17 protein-coding genes are annotated in these 19,107 nt (G+C 57.5%); 8 read left to right on the forward strand and 9 right to left on the reverse strand.

The annotated features are described in order from the left end of the window. Positions 1–381: 381 nt before the first annotated feature. The gene (locus AC5S16_RS07275) at positions 382–741 is read left to right on the forward strand and encodes a DUF7684 family protein (RefSeq protein WP_493929700.1); all 360 of its coding nucleotides are present in this window, start codon (positions 382–384) and stop codon (positions 739–741) included. Positions 742–944: 203 nt separating this feature from the next. Here AC5S16_RS07275 and AC5S16_RS07280 read toward each other — a convergent pair whose 3' ends face one another. The 3 genes from AC5S16_RS07280 to AC5S16_RS07290 form a co-directional block, all read right to left on the reverse strand. Beyond that, on the reverse strand, positions 945–3,038 hold the full coding sequence (locus AC5S16_RS07280; RefSeq protein WP_493929377.1) for a radical SAM protein: 2,094 nt from the start codon (positions 3,036–3,038) through the stop codon (positions 945–947). 443 nt (positions 3,039–3,481) lie between these two features. Next, entirely contained in the window at positions 3,482–3,820 is a 339-nt protein-coding gene (locus tag AC5S16_RS07285) for a histidine triad nucleotide-binding protein (RefSeq protein ID WP_493929378.1), read from the reverse strand. Between the two features lie 131 nt (positions 3,821–3,951). After that, positions 3,952–4,371 carry a pyridoxamine 5'-phosphate oxidase family protein gene (locus AC5S16_RS07290; RefSeq protein ID WP_493929379.1) on the reverse strand — a complete coding sequence of 140 codons (420 nt, stop codon included), beginning with the start codon at positions 4,369–4,371 and terminating at the stop codon, positions 3,952–3,954. Between the two features lie 60 nt (positions 4,372–4,431). Here AC5S16_RS07290 and AC5S16_RS07295 point away from each other — a divergent pair, with 60 nt between their 5' ends. Next, entirely contained in the window at positions 4,432–5,133 is a 702-nt protein-coding gene (locus AC5S16_RS07295; protein WP_493929380.1) for a DsbA family protein, read from the forward strand. Between the two features lie 190 nt (positions 5,134–5,323). Further along, complete coding sequence (locus AC5S16_RS07300; protein WP_493929381.1) at positions 5,324–5,632, forward strand: FmdB family zinc ribbon protein; 309 nt, start codon at positions 5,324–5,326, stop codon at positions 5,630–5,632. 313 nt (positions 5,633–5,945) lie between these two features. Here the strand turns inward: AC5S16_RS07300 and AC5S16_RS07305 are convergent, their stop codons facing one another. Continuing rightward, positions 5,946–7,508 carry a hypothetical protein gene (locus AC5S16_RS07305; RefSeq protein ID WP_493929382.1) on the reverse strand — a complete coding sequence of 521 codons (1,563 nt, stop codon included), beginning with the start codon at positions 7,506–7,508 and terminating at the stop codon, positions 5,946–5,948. A 46-nt stretch (positions 7,509–7,554) separates the two neighbouring features. Between AC5S16_RS07305 and bcp the strand changes: the two genes are divergently transcribed. The 3 genes from bcp to AC5S16_RS07320 all read left to right on the forward strand — a co-directional run bounded on the left by bcp (position 7,555) and on the right by AC5S16_RS07320 (position 9,362). Continuing rightward, the gene (gene bcp / locus AC5S16_RS07310) at positions 7,555–8,028 is read left to right on the forward strand and encodes a thioredoxin-dependent thiol peroxidase (RefSeq protein ID WP_493929383.1); all 474 of its coding nucleotides are present in this window, start codon (positions 7,555–7,557) and stop codon (positions 8,026–8,028) included. Positions 8,029–8,215: 187 nt separating this feature from the next. Beyond that, entirely contained in the window at positions 8,216–8,827 is a 612-nt protein-coding gene (locus AC5S16_RS07315; RefSeq protein ID WP_493929384.1) for a DNA-3-methyladenine glycosylase, read from the forward strand. A 76-nt stretch (positions 8,828–8,903) separates the two neighbouring features. After that, positions 8,904–9,362: a c-type cytochrome gene (locus AC5S16_RS07320; protein ID WP_493929385.1), complete on the forward strand. Its 459-nt coding sequence runs from the start codon at positions 8,904–8,906 to the stop codon at positions 9,360–9,362. 240 nt (positions 9,363–9,602) lie between these two features. Here the strand turns inward: AC5S16_RS07320 and panC are convergent, their stop codons facing one another. Together panC and panB are read right to left on the reverse strand one after the other, a co-directional pair. Then, a complete protein-coding gene (gene panC / locus AC5S16_RS07325; protein ID WP_493929386.1) occupies positions 9,603–10,448 on the reverse strand; it encodes a pantoate--beta-alanine ligase in 846 nt (281 codons plus the stop codon). Between the two features lie 2 nt (positions 10,449–10,450). Beyond that, positions 10,451–11,359 carry a 3-methyl-2-oxobutanoate hydroxymethyltransferase gene (panB, locus tag AC5S16_RS07330; RefSeq protein ID WP_493929387.1) on the reverse strand — a complete coding sequence of 303 codons (909 nt, stop codon included), beginning with the start codon at positions 11,357–11,359 and terminating at the stop codon, positions 10,451–10,453. A gap of 245 nt (positions 11,360–11,604) precedes the next feature. On the opposite strand from panB, the gene AC5S16_RS07335 reads away from it, so the two are divergent. Both AC5S16_RS07335 and AC5S16_RS07340 read left to right on the forward strand, forming a co-directional pair. Beyond that, entirely contained in the window at positions 11,605–12,345 is a 741-nt protein-coding gene (locus tag AC5S16_RS07335; RefSeq protein WP_493929388.1) for an MgtC/SapB family protein, read from the forward strand. Positions 12,346–12,400: 55 nt separating this feature from the next. After that, positions 12,401–12,610 (forward strand): DUF6496 domain-containing protein, encoded by a 210-nt coding sequence (locus AC5S16_RS07340; protein ID WP_493929389.1) that lies wholly within the window; start codon positions 12,401–12,403, stop codon positions 12,608–12,610. Between the two features lie 199 nt (positions 12,611–12,809). On the opposite strand, the gene AC5S16_RS07345 is transcribed toward AC5S16_RS07340, so the two are convergent. Genes AC5S16_RS07345 through AC5S16_RS07355 form a run of 3 tightly spaced genes read right to left on the reverse strand, consistent with a single transcriptional unit; the run spans position 12,810 to position 18,760 of the window. After that, positions 12,810–14,273 carry an efflux transporter outer membrane subunit gene (locus tag AC5S16_RS07345; protein ID WP_493929390.1) on the reverse strand — a complete coding sequence of 488 codons (1,464 nt, stop codon included), beginning with the start codon at positions 14,271–14,273 and terminating at the stop codon, positions 12,810–12,812. Between the two features lie 3 nt (positions 14,274–14,276). Beyond that, positions 14,277–15,467 carry an efflux RND transporter periplasmic adaptor subunit gene (locus AC5S16_RS07350; protein ID WP_493929391.1) on the reverse strand — a complete coding sequence of 397 codons (1,191 nt, stop codon included), beginning with the start codon at positions 15,465–15,467 and terminating at the stop codon, positions 14,277–14,279. Beyond that, positions 15,464–18,760 carry an efflux RND transporter permease subunit gene (locus AC5S16_RS07355; RefSeq protein WP_493929392.1) on the reverse strand — a complete coding sequence of 1,099 codons (3,297 nt, stop codon included), beginning with the start codon at positions 18,758–18,760 and terminating at the stop codon, positions 15,464–15,466. Before AC5S16_RS07355 ends, AC5S16_RS07350 begins: the two co-directional genes overlap by 4 nt. Positions 18,761–19,107: the final 347 nt, after the last annotated feature.

Raw genomic sequence — 19,107 nt, forward strand, 5'->3', positions numbered from 1 at the left:
TCCGCTCCGGCCTACGGCAGTGAGGTTTGTCTCCTTCGGCGACGGCTTATTTCGGGGACTAAAGTCCCCGGCTTCTACCTGGAGGCGCTTTGCGCCTCTTTTTTTGCCATGGTTTTTTTTGGGCTTGAGGTGGGGTTAGTTTTCAAACTACGTGCCGAGTAGCTTAAGGCTTGAATGGGTCACTCGTCTGACCTCTTTTAAGGTAAATATCAAGCAGTAATAATCTTCATTCGATCTTTTGGAGAAATCTCTTGCTTGAAATGCAACCGGACAAGCACAACCCTGCACGACGATATTGCGTTGGGATTGTGCCTCACTTTGAAGAACTTCCGTTTGTACTGGAGCCGGTTTCGGCAAATTACACCTTGTTTGTGGCGATGGATGCGACCTCCATCGATAATCAAGCCATACGAAAAAACCGCAAAATCTCTGTTGGACAGAGGGATCGCCTACTTGTGTGTATGGGGACCAGATTGCGAAAGGGTACATGACCAATTCGACCTAGAGCGTATTCCTGATGAACCAGAAGAACGGACTGTGATGACGACTTGGCATTCCAATGAACCTCTCTCAGAGGCTCTATGGTTTTTTGCGAATTGCGTAGTGCCTGACGAAGGCTTCAAGGCAGATTGCAAAGATTGGGTAGCTTTGTCCGTAATGAACGAGGCTTGGGGGAAACAAATTCGAACTGATTTAATCGAGGGACGGGTGACGGGAAAAGACAATCCTCCTCTTGAATAGTCTTTTCAATGCAAAAGCGGGCCTTGCTGCGCAAGGCAAAGAGCGCACGAATTTCATTCGTGCGGGTCCTTCGACTCCGCGTTGCTTCGCTCAGGATGACAACTCTTGAGGAAGTGCACACAGAGACAGAAAAAGAGAAATGAAAAGCCCGGCGCTAGGCCGGGCTTTTTTCTTTTGCGCCGAAGGCGCGTGTGCCTCGATGGCTAATCGCCCATGACGGGTTCTTCGGTGGGGGTGGTGGATGGTTTTGCCGGAGCGATGGAGTTCACCGAGACCAGGCCTTCGACCGGCTTTTCGCCGAGGATGTGCTGGCGGTAGAGGGCAGCCATGCGGGCGTTTTCGGCGTCCTGCTTGAGCTTGGCGTCGCGGGCGCGGATTTTTTCTTCGCGCGAGTTCTTCGCTACTCCGAGCTTGTCGAGAGTGTCGTTGGCCGCGGCGTTCACGTGCTCGTCGTTGAGGACCAGCGTATGCTGCGCGTCGGCCATACCGACTTTCTTGCCGCCGGCAAAGATTTCGTGACGGCCATGCTCGTCGTACCACTTGGTAAGCGTGGCGGTCATGTGCATCTTCTCGATGATGTTGCGCCAGCCCACGCCCGTGTTGTAGGCGCAGAAGCTGATCTCGCCTTCCTGCGTAGCGTAAGGGATGATGCACTGCTCGGTGCGGCGGAAGTCGTAATTGAAGAGATCCTGAAACCACATGCCGGCGATGAAGAGGAAGTTCCAGCGGTCGGCGCGGCGCATCTCGATGTCGGCCATGGTGCGGTCAGCCTTCACTGAGCCGTAGTTGCGCTTGGTCGAGCCGGAGAACTTGTCGAACTTCTTGAGCAGGTCGGCGATGCGCATGTGCGTCGGCGCCTTGGTAGGATCGTAGTTGCGCAGCAGCGCGAGGGTGATGCCGAGGAGCGAAAGGAACTTGCCGCGGGCGGCGTCATTGACCTTGGCCACGTCGCGGGCCAGGCGGTCAGCATTGAGGAAGGCGGTGACGGGCACGGCTTCCTTGGTTTCCTTGTCGATCATGATGGCCATGCCGATGCCGCAGTTCGGGTGGCATCCGCAGGAGATCTGTCCCCAGTCGCGCTCGGGTCCGTGGACGAGGTCGGCGAAGTCAGAGAATGTCGAGATAAAGCTGATGGGGAACCAGTCGCGGGTCGGCTCGCCGATGCCCGTCTGGCTCTTGACGTCGTGCGCCAGGTGCGAGAGGGTGTAGCGCTGGGCGGCGCGGCGCTCGTCGCTGACTTCCTCGTCGCGACCGGTGAACGAAACCGGCTGGAAGCTGAGGAAGTTGATCCTCTTGGGGTTATCGAGGGCGAACTGGATGATGTGGCCGACCTGTTCGTTATTGATGCCGTTGACGATGGTGGTGACCGGGACGATGTCGACGCCGGCCTCGTGCAGATTGTGGATGGCCTGGAGCTTTACATCAAAGAGGTTGCCGACCTTGCGGTGCGAATTGGCGGCGTTGCCGATGCCATCGAACTGGAGGTAGGCGTAGCGGAGTCCGGCTTCGGCTGCAGCCCTGCAGAGCTCCTTGGATTTTGCGAACTCGATGCCGTTGGTCGCGGCCTGGACGGATTCATATCCGACTTTGCGGGAGTAGGCAACCGCGTCGAGGAAGTAGGGCGAAAGCGTGGGCTCGCCGCCTGAGAACTGCACCGACATCTGGCGCTTCGGCTTGATGGTGATGGCGTTGTCGAGCATGGTCTTGATGTCGTCCCAGGTGAGCTCGTGGACGAAGCCAACCTGGTTGGCGTCCATGAAGCAGGGGTCGCACATCATATTGCAGCGGTTGGTCAGGTCGATAGTGAGGACCGAGCCGCGGCCATGGGTGACCGTCGAAGTGCCGTGGTTGTGGAGCTTTTCGTCATTGTGGGCGCGGATGTCGCGGCCCGGGAAGGACTCTTCGAGGTGCTTGAAGAAGGCCGGATCGATGGACATGACGTCCTCGAAGTGGCCGTGCTTGGGGCAGTCCTTGACCATGAGGATCTTGCCGTCGCGCTCGATGATCTGCGCCTTGATTTCGCCAACCTTCTCATTCAGAAGGATCTCGTGGGGCAGCTTGCCGTCGACGATCTGCTGGCGGATCTCAGGGATGCACTTGGGGCAGAGCGAGTCTGTGGTGCGAGGCCAGCCAAGGGGCGGCTTTTCCTTCTGCCAGGACTTGAGCAGAGGCTTATCTGACCATTTGGGGGTGAACGACTCGTTCGGGCTGATGCTGTTCAGCTTCTCAAAGACAGACCAGACGCCATTGGCGGCGAGGGTGACCGCGCGCTCTGCGTATTTAACGGCTTTGGACATTTTTTCCTTGTCTCCTGGGGGCTTGCCTGCCGTTTTTCTCTTCAGGCAGGAAAGCTAAGCTTAAATGCTTACCGGCCTCCGGGGGAAGTGCTGTCTCCAGAGGACTTTACCAGCGTCCAGCATAGTCATGGAGCCACAGAAGAGGAAACGACTTTAACCGAATGGGGAAAATTGGTGTTTAGACGGGGATGCGTGGGTGTGAACGGAGGACTGCGCGTCCAGCGATACGCGCACTTTGTGCGCCTTTCTTGCCTAGGCAGGTTTAACGGCTTTCCTTCCCGCTCCCGTTGGTCGCTAATGGTTCACCGTAGAAGCTCATCCCCGGCAATGCTGTTATGAGCCTGCGCTAAGACTGGACGCTGAGCAAATCCAACACTCTAGAAGGTGCGCAAAGCGCGCGTATGCCTGAGAGCCTGCCCTGAGCGCAGTCGAAGGGGCCAGTCCTAGCCGGGGGGCCAGTGCATCTGGCGGCCTCCGAGCAGGTGGACGTGGAGATGGAAGACAGTCTGGCCGCCTTCGAGTCCGGTATTGATGACGGTGCGGTAGCCTCCGGTGAGGCTGGCTTCGCGCGCGAGGCTGGCGGCGGTTTCATGGAGGCGCCCGAGGAGCAAGGTGTCGTTGGGGCTGGTTTCGGCCAGGGAGGCGATGTGCTTCTTCGGCACGATCAGGATGTGAGTGGGGGCTTTGGGGTCGATGTCGCGGAAGGCGTAGACATGGTCGTCTTCGTAGACTTTTTGGGACGGGATTGTTCCGGCGATGATTTTGCAGAAGAGGCAATCCATGCAGGACAGAATATCGTGGACTGGCCCCTTCGGCCATGCTCAGGGCAGGCTCTCAGGCGCACTAGTGGGTCTGAATTCTGTGGGCTCCCCTTTGCTACACAAAGGATGGGGCACCTGGCAGGCAGAATATCCTAGAAACTGAGTTCTTCGATTTGCTGCGACATGAAATCGCTGTAACGCACCCATTTTGGCTTGACCAGAAAATATGCAATGCCAGGCCAGCGCTCGCGTTCACGGCCATCGGGCCATGCAGCAAAATAGATGGACTTCGCGCGAGCCAGTTCCTCGCCTTCAGGTTCCTGGGCCAAGCCTTCATATTGGACTGTCGTTTCGTTTTCCCATCCAAAGACAATGGAAATACGCGGATCGCGCTTCAGGTTGGGATATTTGCGTGAGGACTTTACCGTGTCGAAGACGATTTCGAGGTCAGGAGAAACAGCGAAGCCTACCAGCGCCGATTGCGGGCTGCCATCTGGCCCAATGCTGGAAACAACAGCCAGCCTGCGTGCGTGGAGAAATGCATAGAGTTCTTTGCGGGCAATGGCGGCCATGGAAAATCCCGGTAATTTCCAAGGTATTCGATAAAATAGTAGATACCGAGTTTAATCCACATGTACGCCTCTAAGCGATCTGCTTTAAAAATCTCTGCCGTCCTGGTTGTGGTGATGTTCTCTATGGCTGTGCCCGTGCTGGCGCAGTTTTCGAGCCCGACAACGACGGTGCACAATGCCAAGGCGCTCCGTCCGCCGGCCGGGGCCAAGGTTGCGATTTATGAATTTGAAGACCTTGAGTGTCCTGATTGCGCGCGCGCCAATCCGTTGCTCAAAGAGGCCGCTGAGAAGTACCGCATTCCGTGGGTAAAGCATGATTTTCCATTGCCTCAACACACCTGGAGCTTCGATGCGGCGGTAGCGGCGCGCTGGTTCGATACGAAGTCAAAGAAGCTGGGCGATGATTTCCGCGATGAGGTCTTTGCCAACCAGGCGAGTATTACGACGCAGGACGGTCTTCGCGCTTTTGCGCAGAAGTTTGCCCAGGACCATGGGCTGGCTTTTCCGTTTGTCGTCGATCCACAGGGCAAGCTGACCGCATTGGTGAAGGCGGATTATGACCTCGGGCAGAGCATCGGCATTCAGCACACGCCGACGATCTGGATTGTGACGAATAAAACCAGCGGCACCCCGTTTGTGGAGGTACTAGATCGCACGCGTTTGTACGAACTGATTGATCAGGCAATTGCGGAGACGAAGGGACTGGCCCCTTCGACAGGCTCAGGGCAGGCTGTCCAGGCACACGCGCCTTCGGCGCATTAGCGGGTTTGAGTTTGTGGTCTCCCCACCCTATCTCCACCCCGGTCTCGCAAAAAACGCGATAGGATGGGGCACCCAGGGTTTGTGCTGATGTGGAGAAAAAGCAGGTTCTTCGCTTCGCTCAGAATGACAAACTTTTTTCATCCGCTCAGGATGACAACCTTTAGATGAATTGCGTGAAGGAGTAAGAACGTTGCCGTTATACGAATACCGCTGCAAAGTCTGCGGGCATGTGTTTGAGAAGATCAAGAGCTTCAGCGATCCGGAAGAGAAAGAATGTCCGGTTTGCAAAGGCGAAGTGGAGAGGCTGCTTTCCGCTCCGGCTGTGCAATTCAAAGGCTCGGGATGGTATGTGACTGACTATGCCAGCAAAGGTGGAAGCAAGCCCGCGGCTTCTGCTTCGAGTGACAGTAATGGAGGCAAGGCTGCAGAGAAATCCGCGGACAAGCCCGCTGCTTCATCGTCTGATAGCAAGCCTACTGGTCCGGCTAAGAGCGAGTAAAGGATTCACCGCCCTTCGGCTACCCACCCCAGCACACGAACACCGCGCGTGCCGGGGACCCCGGCTACGCTCAGGACAGGCTCCGGACGCGGAGTTTGCGCGGAGGTCCGCGGAGGTTGACTGCAGGTCCCTTCGCTTTATGCTTCACACTCCGGCCGGGATGATAATTTATCGCGCCTGATAAATCGTGTCATGCCCGGGGCTAAAGCCCCGGTGTGCGTTCCGTACTTTGTTCACCGGCCTAAAGGCCGGTGCTTCTACCTGAAAACCGCACCCACTGATTCATTCGACACCATCTAATTTGCGCCAGCGCTTAGGGCGCCTGTGTGGTGAAGGCCTCTTCGGCGTGCCGGTTTACTACGCGATAGATGGCGAACTGGCGGCTGGTTTTGCCGCGCAGCTCGAAAATCAGTTCTGCGCGGTTGTCTGCGTCCGTGTCGACGGCGTCTACCAGCCTCATACGCGGTGTAATGTCGAGCCGGTCATCGCTTGTCACCTGCTTGAAGATCACCTTGGGATTTCCGTCGAAATCGGGCTGGGCAATCAGCGTAACGTATTTGACGGTGCTGTCTGCGCCTGTCTGCTTTGCGGTGAAGACAAGTGTCGCGCTTCCGTTGTAAGAGAGCTCGTAAGCGTTGAAGGTCTCATCCTCAAGGGCAGGCAAGTTGGGTGGCGGCGCCGGGACGGTTTTTCTGCGGATGGTGGATTTTGTGCCTGATGCAGTTACAGATTTCTGAGCTGTGGCTGTTGTGCTGGATCCGCCGGCGAGGGCCTGCCTTGCCATATCTTCCATCGTAGCTTTCATTTTCGCGGCGTCTGCGGGATCGGACCAGCTGTAGACGTAGGAATGCGCCTCGCGGTCTTTCACATCGGAGACGGCTGTCATCTGATTCATGTCTTTGGGGATTCCTTCAAGCTTCGACGGCTCCACTGCTCCTTCGAGCACTTCCGGCTTGCCATAGCGCAGTTTCGGGCGATTGGGATCGGTGTCTGCCGTGGCGGTTACCGGGGCGGAGCTGTCGGTGCTCGTATTTGGCTTGTCTGTGTGCTTATGCAGCGTAGGGCGGTCGGGATCGACGCTGGGCGCGCTGCTTGTGCTTCCGGAGTTTCCGGAACTTGATCCGGAACTGTCGCCGGTATCGCGGCGATGCAGGGTTGGGCGATCGTTATCACTGCTTGTCGTCGATGAGCCACTGCCAGAGCCTGGCTGGGAATTACCTGAGCTGCTGCCGGAACCATTGCTCGATCCACTGCCTGAGTCACTCGGCGATCCGGAGTCTTTGCGATGCAGTGTGGGCCTGTCCGGGTCGGCGTTGGATGACGTGCTTTGAGTTTGAGTATTACCAGAACTGCCACCCGATCCGCTGCCGGAGCTGCTGCCGGAAGCCGAGTCCTTGCGATGCAGCGTAGGGCGGTCTGAGTCCGCATCCTTATCCTTGACCACTACGGGCGGGTACCTGGACATGGGCGGTTTTGGCTTGAGGGATACAGTCTGCAGCTTGATTGCGCCAAGACCGATCCATGAGCCTTGAAGATTTTCCGCGGTGTTGACCTGGAATGTTCCCTTGAGTGTGCCTGCCTGTTCGAGCTGGTAAACCGTTCCGGTGAGCACGGTGAGCGGCGCTGGCTGCGCCAGATAAAGACCGCCAGGCTGGTATTGCTGCCCGTCCCACACGGCGATGGGGACGATGCGTCCGGCGGCAGGTTTCGCGAGATCGCCGGTCCATTCATAAACGGCGGTAGCGCGTAGAGTGGGCGTGCTGTCGGCATCTTTGGAAATGTGGCCGACATATTGGCCATGGGCCTGTGTGCAAATGAGGACTGTGAGAAGAAGCCAAATGATTCTTGCGCGGAGTGGCAGACGAAGCAGTGACATACAATCAACTTGCTTGCAACATCTATTCTGGCAGAAGGACTGATTCATGGAAGTCAACGAGAAAGTTGCCGATTTCACGCTCCAGGACGACGAAGGAAAAACCGTTCACCTTTCAGATTACGCCGGTACGCCGCCCGAAAAACCCATCGTGTTGTTCTTTTATCCAAGGGCCGATACTCCGGGCTGCACGATTGAGGCCTGCGGCTTTCGTGACACCTTCAAGAAGCTCCAGAAGGCGGGCGCGGTGGTGGTTGGCATCTCGCGCGATACGGTGAAAGCACAGGCCAAATTCAAGGCAAAGTACGACCTTCAGTATCCGCTCCTTGCAGATGTAGACGAAAAAGTCTGCAAACAGTTTGGCGTGCTCAAGGAAAAGAACATGTACGGCAAGAAAGTGATGGGAATTGAGCGGACTACGTTTCTCATTGGACCGGATCTGACGCTTCTGAAGGTTTTTCCCAAGGTCAAGCCGGAGGGGCATGCCGAAGAGGTTCTGGAGACTTTGAAAGAGTTGAAGTAGTGATTTCCGGGTTCGTGCTTTCCCACCCTTTCGCAAAATACGCGAAGGGATGGGGCACCCGATATTTGTATCGACCGGGGCGAAAAGCAGGTCCTTCGACTGCGCGCTTCGCGCTCCGCTCAGGATGACAACTTATTTTTTGTCTCGCTCAGATTCAGAATGGCAAGTTTGTTTTTTGATGGCATTGATGGATTGCACACAGATGAAGCTTGTGCCGCGGACGTTTTATGAAGGCTCGCCCGAGGTAGTGGCGCGCGGCCTGCTCGGTAAGCTCATCGTGCGTGACTATGACGGCGAGCGGCTTGCGGGACGCATTGTGGAAACGGAGGCCTACTTCGGCCTGGAAGACCCTGCCGCACATGCGTTTGCCGGGCGCACGGCGCGCAACGCCGTGCTCTTTGGTCCGCCGGGATTTGCTTACGTCTACTTCATCTATGGGATGTACTACTGTCTGAATGTTTCCTGCGAACCGGATGGGCAAGCTGGATGCGTTCTGATCCGCGCGCTTGAACCGGTTGCGGGGCTGGCAACAATGGCGAAACTGCGCAGGCTGCCGCCTGATCCGAAACCGCGGCTGCTGACTTCGGGGCCGGGGCGGTTGTGCCAGGCGCTCGACATTACCCGTGCCGCGCATAATGGCCTCGATGTAACCAGCGCTTCTTCGTGTTTGCGCATTGAAGATGATGGTTGCACGATGGCGAAAATTGAGGTCACGGCGCGCATCGGCATCCGCCATGCGGCAGAGCGTCCGGCTCGCTATGTGATCGAAGGCAATCCATTTGTTTCGCGAAGTTTGTAACTCTTTTACAGGTTTGTCCGTATACTGTGCAGGATCAGCAGCAACTTAGATTAGATCAGTTTCGATCGGAGATCGGATGAGACGCTTTCCCCTTTTCCTGATTGCATGCGCGAGCCTTCCTCTCGCAGCCCAGATGGCTCCCCAGCAGCATCGTCCTTTGCCCAAGCCCACGAACCTGAAGGTGCTGCCCAAGGACACTTCTCCGGAAGACCTGATGAAGCTGATGCACGGCTATTCGCAGGCGCTGGGCGTCCACTGCAACTTCTGCCATGAGGTGAATGAGCAGACGCACCAGGCAAATTTTGCCGCCGACACCAAGCCGGACAAGGATATAGCGCGCACCATGATCGCGATGACGCAGGAAATCAACGCGAAATACATGTCGACGATCAAGGATCCGGATGCTACTCCGGAGATGAAGACGGTGACTTGCGGGACATGTCATCGCGGCAATTCGATGCCGGATGTGTTTAAGCCCAAGCCGGAAGAGCATGGCCCTGGCGGCGGGGCTGCTGCTCCTCCGAAACCGCAGTAGCTTGCGAGCGGTTTGCGCCTCCACACCCCACTTAATGGGGCACCTTGTGGCGGCTGCCGATGCAAAAAAGCAGGTCCTTCACTTCCTCTTAGTTTCACTCAGAGTCGGGTCAGGGTGACGGCGTTGGAGATGGCGGCATGATTGGTGGGCGGAGGTGGTTGAAAGCTGCCGGAGGCTATGGCGCTCGATGCTTGTGTATGGATCCTTCCCCTTCGTTGCACTCAGGGTCAGGATGACAGACTAGAGTCGAATCAGGGTGTTATCGATAAGCCGTGTTGTCCCGACAAATGCGGCCACAGCTACCAGCGCTCCGCTGCGAATATCCGACACATCTTCAAGCGTGTCAGGGTCGACTATGGCTATGTAGTCAATCCTGACTTTCGGTTCTTCTGCAAAGACACTGCGTGCCGCTTCGATTAGTTTCTCTGAGGTGGTCTCGCTTTTCATGGCCAGCTCTTTGACGTGATTCAGTACGCGCGAGAGCACCAGTGCCTGCCTGCGTTCTTCAGGAGATAGATAACGGTTGCGGGAGCTCATCGCGAGGCCGTCGGGCTCGCGCACGATGGGGCAGACAACAAGCTGCACGGGGCAGTTCAGATCGCGCACCATTTTGCGCAGTACGGCGACCTGGGCCGCATCCTTCTGTCCGAAGTAGGCCTTGTGCGGGGTGAGGATGTGGAAGAGCTTGCTGACCACGGTTGTTACACCGCGAAAATGTCCGGGACGCGAGGCTCCATCGAGCTGCTCGCTCGGGCCCTCGACCAGCACGAATGTGCTCGCGCCTGCGGGATACATCTGTTCCACGGTTGGCGCAAAGATCATGTGAACGCCTTCGCGTTCGAGCAGCGCTCTGTCCTGCTCAAAGGTGCGCGGATATCTGGAGAAGTCTTCGCTGGGGCCGAACTGCGTCGGGTTCACGAAGATGGAAACGGCGACGACATCGCATTCAGCCTTTGCGGCACGCACCAGCGAGAGATGGCCCTCATGCAGCGCGCCCATGGTGGGGACAAGGCCAAGCACGCGGCCCTCACCGCGTAACTGCGCACAGGCAGACTGCGTCTCCTGGATGGATTGGAAGACCAGCATGGCTATGCTTTGCGTCGCAGTGGAGACGAGGCTTCAAACGCAGACCGCATCTCTTTTGACAGATGATAGCTTTCGTTCTCGCCGGGAAAGTCGCGCTGTTCTACGTCGTGCACATAGCCTTCGATCGCAGAGCGGAAGAGGGCGGCGGCGTCTCCATACTGGCGGACGAACTTTGCGGGCTTCGAGAAGCTTAGGTTCACGAGGTCGTGAAAGACGAGGATCTGACCGTCGCAGTCAGGGCCGGCACCGATGCCGATGGTCGGGATGTTCAGCCGCTGGGTGATGAATTGCGCCACTTCGCGCGGCATGCCTTCGAGCACGATCAGGGATGCTCCGGCAGCTTCGAGAGCAAGCGCATCTTTGAGCAGCACATCGGCGGCAGCGGCGGACTTGCCCTGCACCTTGTATCCGCCCATGCGGTGCACGGATTGCGGCGTGAGGCCGAGATGGCCGAGGACGGGAATCTCCGCGTCTACGAGGCGCTCGACCAGTTCGACGCGGTTCGCTCCGCCTTCGATCTTCACGGCTTCGGCGCCTGCTTCCTTCATGAATCGCGCGGCGTTGGTTACGCCCTCTTCGACATTGATGTGATAGGAGCCATAGGGCAGGTCGGCGGCGACGATGGCATGCTTCACGGCACGACGTACGGCTCGCGTGTGATGCAGCATTTCATCGACGGTGACGGGGAGCGTGGTGTCATAGCCGAGCACGACCTGCGCCAGCGAATCGCCGACGAGAATCAGATCGACTCCGGCTTCGTCTACGAGGCGCGCGGTGGCATAGTCGTACGCGGTGAGCGCGCTGATGGGCTGGCTGTGTTGCTTCTTTTCCTGAAGTGTCTGGAAGGTAACCTTGGCGCGAGTGGCCGAGGCGTTTTGCGCGTCCGCGCTACAGAAGTTTGTTACGCTCATTGTTTGTCTCCAGTGCCGCTCCGGTGGGGATGCGGCCCGAACCCAATTTCTGACTATACGCCTTCCCAGAGGTTGCGTACAGTGACTCAAAGAGAGGCAACAGGTATTTGAAGAAAGCTGTACCTCAGGGGCTGAAAAGTTGAAAGCAATCCCTCGGCGGCTAAAGCCGCGCTGATTTACGGCCTTTAACGGCACGACTAAAGTCGTGCCCCTTCAAAACTACATTTGAACCAGCGAGTGGCTACATGCTTCTAGACAATCCCTGGCTCCATTGGTGGACGGATGCGGTGCCGCTGCTGCACCAGGCGACCTTCCCGCGTCTTCTGGTAGCGCTGGTTCTGGGGATATGCGTGGGCGCGGAGCGGCAATGGCGGCAGCGTGCCGCGGGACTGCGCACCAATACTCTCGTTTGCCTGGGAGCCGCGGCTTTTGTCGATCTTGGTCTGACGGTCGCGCCGAATACAACACAGGTGATTGCGTATGTTGTCTCGGGCGTGGGCTTTCTTGGCGCGGGCGCAATCATGAAAGACGGCGGCAGCGTTCGCGGATTGAATACCGCGGCAACACTCTGGTGCTCGGCTGCGGTGGGGGCTTGCGCGGGCGCAGGAGAATTGCTCGATGCAGTCTTCGTTGCAGCACTTTTGATCGGGGTGAATTCGGTACTGCGTCCGCTTTCGCGGTATATCGATCGGCGCTCGCTTGCTGTGCTGAACACGCATACGCTCTATCGCCTGAGAGTGATTTGCGAGACGCAACACCAGACAGACGCTGAATATCAGTTGACGCGCGCCATCGCGGAACGTTCGCTCGTGCTGCGTGAACTGCGTGCTGAAGCTGTCGAAGACACTGCGACTTCCATCGTGCAGGCAGTAATCGAGTCAAGCACGCGGGATGCTGCTGTGTTTGATGCGCTGACGGACGAACTGCGTGCTTTTCCCTGGACCGAATCCGCTGACTGGACAGAAACCGAAGCTGAAGCGGAGTAAATGGCGCAACCCGTTCAGGTCTGCTGTGCTTCCCACTTATTTAGAGGTGAATACGATGCCTGCCACCAAAAAGAAATCGAGCAGTCGCAAATATAGTCCCAGTGCCTCAAGATCTGTGGAGCGCGAGATGCACGCGATGAAGGGAGGCAAGCTGAGAAGCGGACGCAGCGGGAAGAAGGTCTCCAGCAGAAAACAGGCGATCGCGATTGGGCTTTCTGAGGCGCGAAAGTCCGGAGCGAGGGTTCCGAAGAAGAAGAGCGCTTAGATAGCTGTGGTCTCCCACCCCATGACGCGAACAACGCGCGCCATGGGGACCCCGTTTCGCAAAAAACGCGATAGGATGGGGCACCCCGGCGGGTATATTCGTGGCTGAAAACTGCCGGACACTGTGGCGTTCGATGCTCTGTATGGTTCCTTCGCTCTGCTCAGGATGACAATTCTGTTATATAGAGACGTCGCTACTCTTACGGTGTGGGCAGCTGGGATGTATCCCATCCTCCGCCGAGCGCTTTGACGAGCTGTGCGCTGGCGGCGAACTGCCGCGTGGTGATGTCGGCGCGTGTGCGCTGATTGGTAAGCAGCGCGGTCTGCGCCGTGAGCACTTCCAGGTAATCGACCAGACCCTGCTTGTAGCGCGTGGTGCTGAGATCGAGCGAACGCTGCGCGGCTGTAACTGCGGCGTCCTGGGTTACCGATTCCTGGCTGAGAATGCGCAGGGCGGCGAGGTTGTCTTCGACTTCCTGGAAGGCATTCAACACACTCTGCCGGTAGTTAGCGACAGTGACTTCATAGTTGTCACGCGCTTCTTCCGTGACGGCATGACGGCGGCCGGCATCGAAGAGCAGTTCTGTTGCCGATGCTCCGAGAGACCAGAGGGCGCTTGGTCCCTGGATCCATGTGCCGGGATTGCGGCTTTCAAAGCCGCCGCTGCCGGAGAGCGTGATGTTTGGATAGTACGCAGAGATGGCGATACCGATTTGTGCGTTAGCGGCATCGGCGCGGCGTTCAGCACCGGCAATGTCAGGGCGTCTCTCGAGAAGCTCTGACGGCAATGCCAGCGGAACCTGCGGCAGCTGCAGAGTCAACGGAGACAGGTCAACGCTGAAGGTCGAGGCGGGCTGGCCAATGAGGGTCGCAATGGCGTGCTCGAACTGCGCGCGCGCTACGCCCACGTCGATATCCTGCGCACGGGTACTCTCGAGCTGCGTCTGGGCAAGAGCCACATCGGTGTCAGTGGCGACACCGCCCTTGAAGCGAACCTGCGTAAGCTTCAGGAAGTCCTCGAAAGAAACCACGGTGTTATCGAGCAGCTGCTTCTGCGTATCAAGGCCGCGCAATTCGAAGTAGTCGAGGGCCAGCTCGGAGCGGATGCTGAGCTCGACGTTTGCGAGGTCGGCGGCACTGGCCTGCGCCGTGGCGCGCGCGGATTCAACGCTGCGACGCACCTGTCCCCAGAAGTCCGGCTCCCAGCTGGCCTGCCCGGCTATAGAGAAATCATTGTACTGATTGGCGGAGCCGGAAGTTGCGGTGGGGCGATTCTTTGACAGATGATCGCGCGAGATGGCCGGGCCGGCGCTGAGCGTGGGGTAGTAATTTGCGCGGAAGACCTGGACAGCTGCGCGCGCGGAAAAATATTGCTCCGTCGCTGCCTTGAGCGTCTGGTTCGAAACGGAGACCTTTTCTTCAAGCGCATTCAGCTGCGGATCGTTGTAAATCTCCCACCATTTGCCGCGCAGAGACTGATCGTTGGGCTGCACCTGCTTCCATCCGCCATTCGGAATACCCGGAGGCGGCGGCTGTGCTTCCTTGAACGCAGGCGGAGGCGGGGTGGCCGCATCCGGACGCTTATAGTTGGGGCCGACGGTGCACCCGGCAACGAAAGCGCAGGCAGCGGTCGCAGCGGTAATTTTTGTACGGAGAGCGGTCATCCTTTAATTACCTCTGCTTTGTTGCGCCGGCGGCTTCTGCTGGTTTGGTTGCAGCACATGCACGACCTCGCCGTCGATGATCGAATCCGGAGGGTTCTGAATCACCTGATCATCGGGCTGCAGGCCATCGGATATCTCCACTACGCGGCCGTCGTCACGGCCAATAGTGATGGGAACAAGCTTGGCCTTGCCGTCGACAACTGTGGCAATGCGCAGACCTTCCGAACGGAAGATGAGTGCGGGAACCGGGACGATCAACGAAGGCTGCGCGCTCTGTAACTTAAAGTGCACCTGCGCGTAGGCTCCGGGAACAAGCTCGCCTTTGCGGTTGTCGACATCGACTTCAACGAGCAGGGTGCGCGACGTGGGATCAATGGCTTTCGATGTGCGGACGACCTTGCCCTGGAAGGTGCGGCCAGGGTATTCAGCAAAGGTGAGATCGGCCAGCACTCCCGGGGTACAGGAGAGCGAATAAATCTGCGGCACATTCACATAAACACGCAGCACATGCTCGTCAGACAGATGAAACAGTTCTTTTGTGGCGCCGGCGTCGATGAGCTGGCCGGTATCGATGCCGCGCGCCGTCACCACGCCGTCAAAAGGCGCATACACCTTTTCGAAAGAGACCAGCTGCTCGAGCCGCTGCACGTTGGCCTGGGCTGATTTGACCTGCGTGTTCGTGGCCTGGGCCTGCGTAGTAAAGTTTTCCGTGTCCTGTTGCGAAACAGCATTCGACTTCACAAGGTCCTGATAGCGGGCCGATGTAGTCAGCGCATATTTGGCGTTGGCCTCGGCGGTCAGAAGATCAGCGCGGGCCTGGGAGAGCTGCTGGTCGACTTCCGGGCTTTCGATTTCAGCCAGAAGCTGACCTCTCTTTACGTGCGCTCCGATGTCAAAGTACCACTTCTTGAGATAGCCGTTGGTACGCGCAAAAACGGGCGAGTCGACGTAAGCAAAGATATTGCCCGGCAGTATGACTTCTTCTGACGGCTTGCCTTTCTGAGGCGCAGCCACCTCTACGTCAGGCGCGGCGAGCTGGTTGGTCTGATCCTGCAGCTGGGTGCGGGCGCGCAGCCGCGGAATGATGCCAGTCACAGCAAGGATGGCCGCCACAACAAGAACCACAATCAGGAAAGTAATCGCTGCGCCACGCGACATCGGCGACGCTTGCGGATTTTCAGGTGCATGACTCATGACGAATGTGTCTCCCCAAAGTCTGGCTGGGTGTATCTCGCGTGTTCTTTGCGCTCACGCTCACGGCGCTTCCGTTCAATCCTGCCATGCAGGACACTGAAAAAAGTCGGGACGAAGAAAAGTGTAGAGACGGTGGCCAGCAGCAATCCGCCAATCACGGCGCGGCCCAGTGGAGCATTCTGTTCGCCGCCGTCGCCCAGACCGAGCGCCATGGGCACCATGCCGATGATCATGGCCAGCGCAGTCATGATGACCGGACGGAAGCGCGTGAAGCCCGCAGCCAGCGCGGCTGCGGGAGCATCGCCGACATTTTCCTCCAGTCTTTCACGCGCAAAGCTGATGACAAGGATCGAGTTCGATGTGGCCACGCCCATGCACATGATGGCCCCGGTCAGAGCAGGAACGCTGATGCGCGTATGCGTAATGAACAGGAACCATATGATGCCGCACAAGGCAGCGGGCAGCGCAGAGATGACGATAAATGGATCCAGCCAGGACTGAAAGTTGACGACGATGAGCAGATAGACCAGCAGGATCGAGAAGACGAGCCCGAGCAACAGGCCGATGAACGAAGTCCGCATGGTCTGTATCTGGCCGCGCACGACAATCTGCGAACCGCGCGGGAGCTGACCCTTCATTTCGGCAATGATTTTGTCGATCTGCGCATTTACGCTGGCCAGGTCGCTGTTCACGACGTTGCCATAGATGTCGATGACTGGCGCAATGTTGTAGTGCGTGTCGGTACCCATCTCTGATCCGGGTGTGACGGAAGCAAGATTGCCCAGGATCTGGATGGGCTGGCCCCCCATCGGCGCATTCACAGGCACAGGCGCACTGCCTGCTCCATTACTGGCGGCGATTGAGGGAGTCGTGCTGGGCGGACCCGCTGTGAGGGGAATATTCTGCAGGTCCTGCATGCTATCCAGGTTGTATTGCGGCGACTGGACGGCGATGTTGTAACTGACGCCTGTTTTAGGGTTCAACCAGAAACTGGGCGAGGTCTGGAAGCTTCCGCTGGTAGCAACTAACAAGCTTTGCGCGACATCGTTCTGCTGCATGCCGATCTGCTGCGCCTTGGTGCGATCCACATTGATAAAGAGGCGCGGATTATCAAAAGGCTGCTGAATGCGCATGTCCGCAGCTCCGGGAACATATTTCACCCGGTTCAGCAGCTTTTCCGCGAAGGCACGATTGCCATATCTGTCCGGGCCGACAACCTGGATATCGATTGGCGCAGGCAGGCCAAAATTCAGAATCTGCGTCACCATATCGGTGGGCAGCTCATAGAAGACAACGCCAGGAAAACGGTGTCCCAGCACCCCGCGCAATCGCTGCACGTAGGCTTCGGTCGGGTGGTGGTCTTCCGCGAGAGAGACCTGGATGTCGGCATCCGCGGGGCCGATCATGCCTGAATTACTGTAGGTCAGATTGATGCCGCTATAAGGCAGACCGATGTTGTCACTGATGGAGGTGAGCTCGTTTTTCGGAATCACCTCGCGAATGGCGCCCTCAACCAGATCGCAAAGGCGCGCCGTTTCCTCAATACGCGTACCGGTATGAGCGCGCACGTGCAGCTTGAATTGTCCGGCATCCACCGAAGGGAAGAAGTCCTGGCCAAGAAACGGATAGAGGAAAATGGCCGATCCGAGACAGAAGACAAAGAAGATGGTGAGGAAGATACCCGAGTGTGCAATGCACATATGCAGCAGACCAAAGTAAGCGCCCCGCAACTTCTCGAATCCGTGCTCAAAGGCCAGCTGAAAACGCACCAGCGGATTGCGGCTATGCTGCCTGCGCTCTACTTCCTCGTCGTCATGCTCCTGCAGCAGGTACTTTGCCATGGTGGGCACCACAGTACGAGAAAGCAGGTAGGAAGCCAGCATGGCGAAGATCACGGCTTCCGCCAGCGGAACGAAGAGGAACTTCGCCACGCCGCCCAGGAAGAACATAGGCACGAAGACGATGCAGATGGAGATGGTGGCGACGAAGGCCGGAACCGCGATCTGCGCGGCACCGTCGAGGATGGCCTGCTCGATGGCCTTGCCCTGTTCGATATTGCGGTTGATGTTTTCAATTTCAACCGTGGCGTCGTCAACAAGGATGCCGACGGCCAGGGCCAGACCACCAAGCGTCATGATGTTGATGGTTTCGCCCATGGCGCTCAACACGATCAGCGAGGTGAGAATCGAAAGCGGGATCGAAACAGCGATGATCAGCGTGCTGCGCCAGCTGCCGAGAAAGACCAGGATCATGATGGCCGTCAGGCAGGCGGCGATCAGGGCTTCGCGTACTACGCCATTGATCGAGGCCCGGACAAAGATCGACTGATCGGCCAGCGGAGTGATCTTTAACACCGGCGGGAGCTGCGACTTGATAACCGGGAGTTTTGCGCGAATGCCGGAGACGATATCAAGCGTGGAAGCATCACCCGTCTTGATAACACTGAGCAATGAAGCGCGCTGGCCATCGACGCGCACGATATTCGTCTGCGGAGGAAACCCATCGCGGACGTGGGCCACATCACGGATGTAGACGACCGAGCCGTTGACCGCGCGAATGGGAAGATTGTTCAGCTCCTCGACCGCATCAGGCGCGCTGTTTGTTTCCACCTGGTATTCGAACTGCGAGATTTTGGTGGTTCCCGAGGGCGTGATCAGGTTTTGAGTTGAGACAGCGTTGGTGACGTCCGCAGGCGACAGTCCTTTTGACTGCAGGGCCTGCATGTTGAGGTCTACCTGCACCTGACGCTGTTTTCCTCCGTAAGGAAACGGGATACCAACGCCATTGATCGTGACCAGCTGCGTACGGATGAAGTTCGTTCCAAAATCATTCAGCTGCTGTTCCGACAGGCCTTCGCCGGAAAGACCGAGCTGAATGATGGGCACGCTGGAGGCGTTATATGCAATCACAAGGGGAGGGTTTGTGCCCGGCGGCAGCTGGCGCAGCTGCGTCTGCGCGATGGCCGCGACCTGCGCTACCGCCATGGAGATATTGACCTTGGGCTGGAAGAAAATCTTGATAATGCCAATGCCGTTGAGCGATTGCGATTCGGTGTGCTCAATGTCGTTGACAGTGGTTGTCAGCGTGCGCTCGCTTTGGAATACGATGCGCGTCCCCATCTGCTCCGGAGACAGCCCTGCAAATTGCCAGACCATGGCGACCACAGGAATGTCGATATTCGGGAAAATATCCGTAGGTGTGCTCAGGATCGAGACCGGCCCGAGAATCAGCAAAAGCAGAGCAAAAACAGCAAAGGTATAGGGCCGTCGCAGTGCGAGGCGAACAATCCACATAGCTCGTCAATCTCTCCGCGGCTCACGGCTGGCGTGACCGAAAGGTAGCCCCTCCATTTTCTCGATTTCGGCGTACATATATCGTGCGCGTTTATCGAAAAAACGTGTGACTGTTGTTCAGTAAACGTACTCCATTCCCTGCGAGAATCCCCCAGGAACACTTCTCCCTGCCGTCATCCGGCACTTTCCCAGGAGAATTGATCTTATGACTGGGCGATCAGGTCAATTGCAAGCAGTTCCATTTTACGGTAGACGGTCCTGGCGCAGAAAAAGCCGAATTTCCAAAAAAATCGAATTTACGTGTTTAACGATGCCCCATGGCCGGCATTCGATTCATAAAATTCCCT

The organism is Acidobacterium sp. FHG110202_01, from assembly GCF_059115305.1.

Excerpts from the sequence above, each read along its gene's own strand:
- AC5S16_RS07275 (WP_493929700.1), top strand. The coding sequence starts at position 382 with ATGCGACCTCCATCGATAATCAAGCCATACGAAAAAACCGCAAAATCT.
- AC5S16_RS07280 (WP_493929377.1), bottom strand. The coding sequence starts at position 3,038 with ATGTCCAAAGCCGTTAAATACGCAGAGCGCGCGGTCACCCTCGCCGCC.
- AC5S16_RS07285 (WP_493929378.1), bottom strand. The coding sequence starts at position 3,820 with ATGGATTGCCTCTTCTGCAAAATCATCGCCGGAACAATCCCGTCCCAA.
- AC5S16_RS07290 (WP_493929379.1), bottom strand. The coding sequence starts at position 4,371 with ATGGCCGCCATTGCCCGCAAAGAACTCTATGCATTTCTCCACGCACGC.
- AC5S16_RS07295 (WP_493929380.1), top strand. The coding sequence starts at position 4,432 with ATGTACGCCTCTAAGCGATCTGCTTTAAAAATCTCTGCCGTCCTGGTT.
- AC5S16_RS07305 (WP_493929382.1), bottom strand. The coding sequence starts at position 7,508 with ATGTCACTGCTTCGTCTGCCACTCCGCGCAAGAATCATTTGGCTTCTT.
- bcp (WP_493929383.1), top strand. The coding sequence starts at position 7,555 with ATGGAAGTCAACGAGAAAGTTGCCGATTTCACGCTCCAGGACGACGAA.
- AC5S16_RS07315 (WP_493929384.1), top strand. The coding sequence starts at position 8,216 with ATGGATTGCACACAGATGAAGCTTGTGCCGCGGACGTTTTATGAAGGC.
- AC5S16_RS07320 (WP_493929385.1), top strand. The coding sequence starts at position 8,904 with ATGAGACGCTTTCCCCTTTTCCTGATTGCATGCGCGAGCCTTCCTCTC.
- panC (WP_493929386.1), bottom strand. The coding sequence starts at position 10,448 with ATGCTGGTCTTCCAATCCATCCAGGAGACGCAGTCTGCCTGTGCGCAG.
- panB (WP_493929387.1), bottom strand. The coding sequence starts at position 11,359 with ATGAGCGTAACAAACTTCTGTAGCGCGGACGCGCAAAACGCCTCGGCC.
- AC5S16_RS07335 (WP_493929388.1), top strand. The coding sequence starts at position 11,605 with ATGCTTCTAGACAATCCCTGGCTCCATTGGTGGACGGATGCGGTGCCG.
- AC5S16_RS07340 (WP_493929389.1), top strand. The coding sequence starts at position 12,401 with ATGCCTGCCACCAAAAAGAAATCGAGCAGTCGCAAATATAGTCCCAGT.
- AC5S16_RS07345 (WP_493929390.1), bottom strand. The coding sequence starts at position 14,273 with ATGACCGCTCTCCGTACAAAAATTACCGCTGCGACCGCTGCCTGCGCT.
- AC5S16_RS07350 (WP_493929391.1), bottom strand. The coding sequence starts at position 15,467 with ATGAGTCATGCACCTGAAAATCCGCAAGCGTCGCCGATGTCGCGTGGC.
- AC5S16_RS07355 (WP_493929392.1), bottom strand. The coding sequence starts at position 18,760 with ATGTGGATTGTTCGCCTCGCACTGCGACGGCCCTATACCTTTGCTGTT.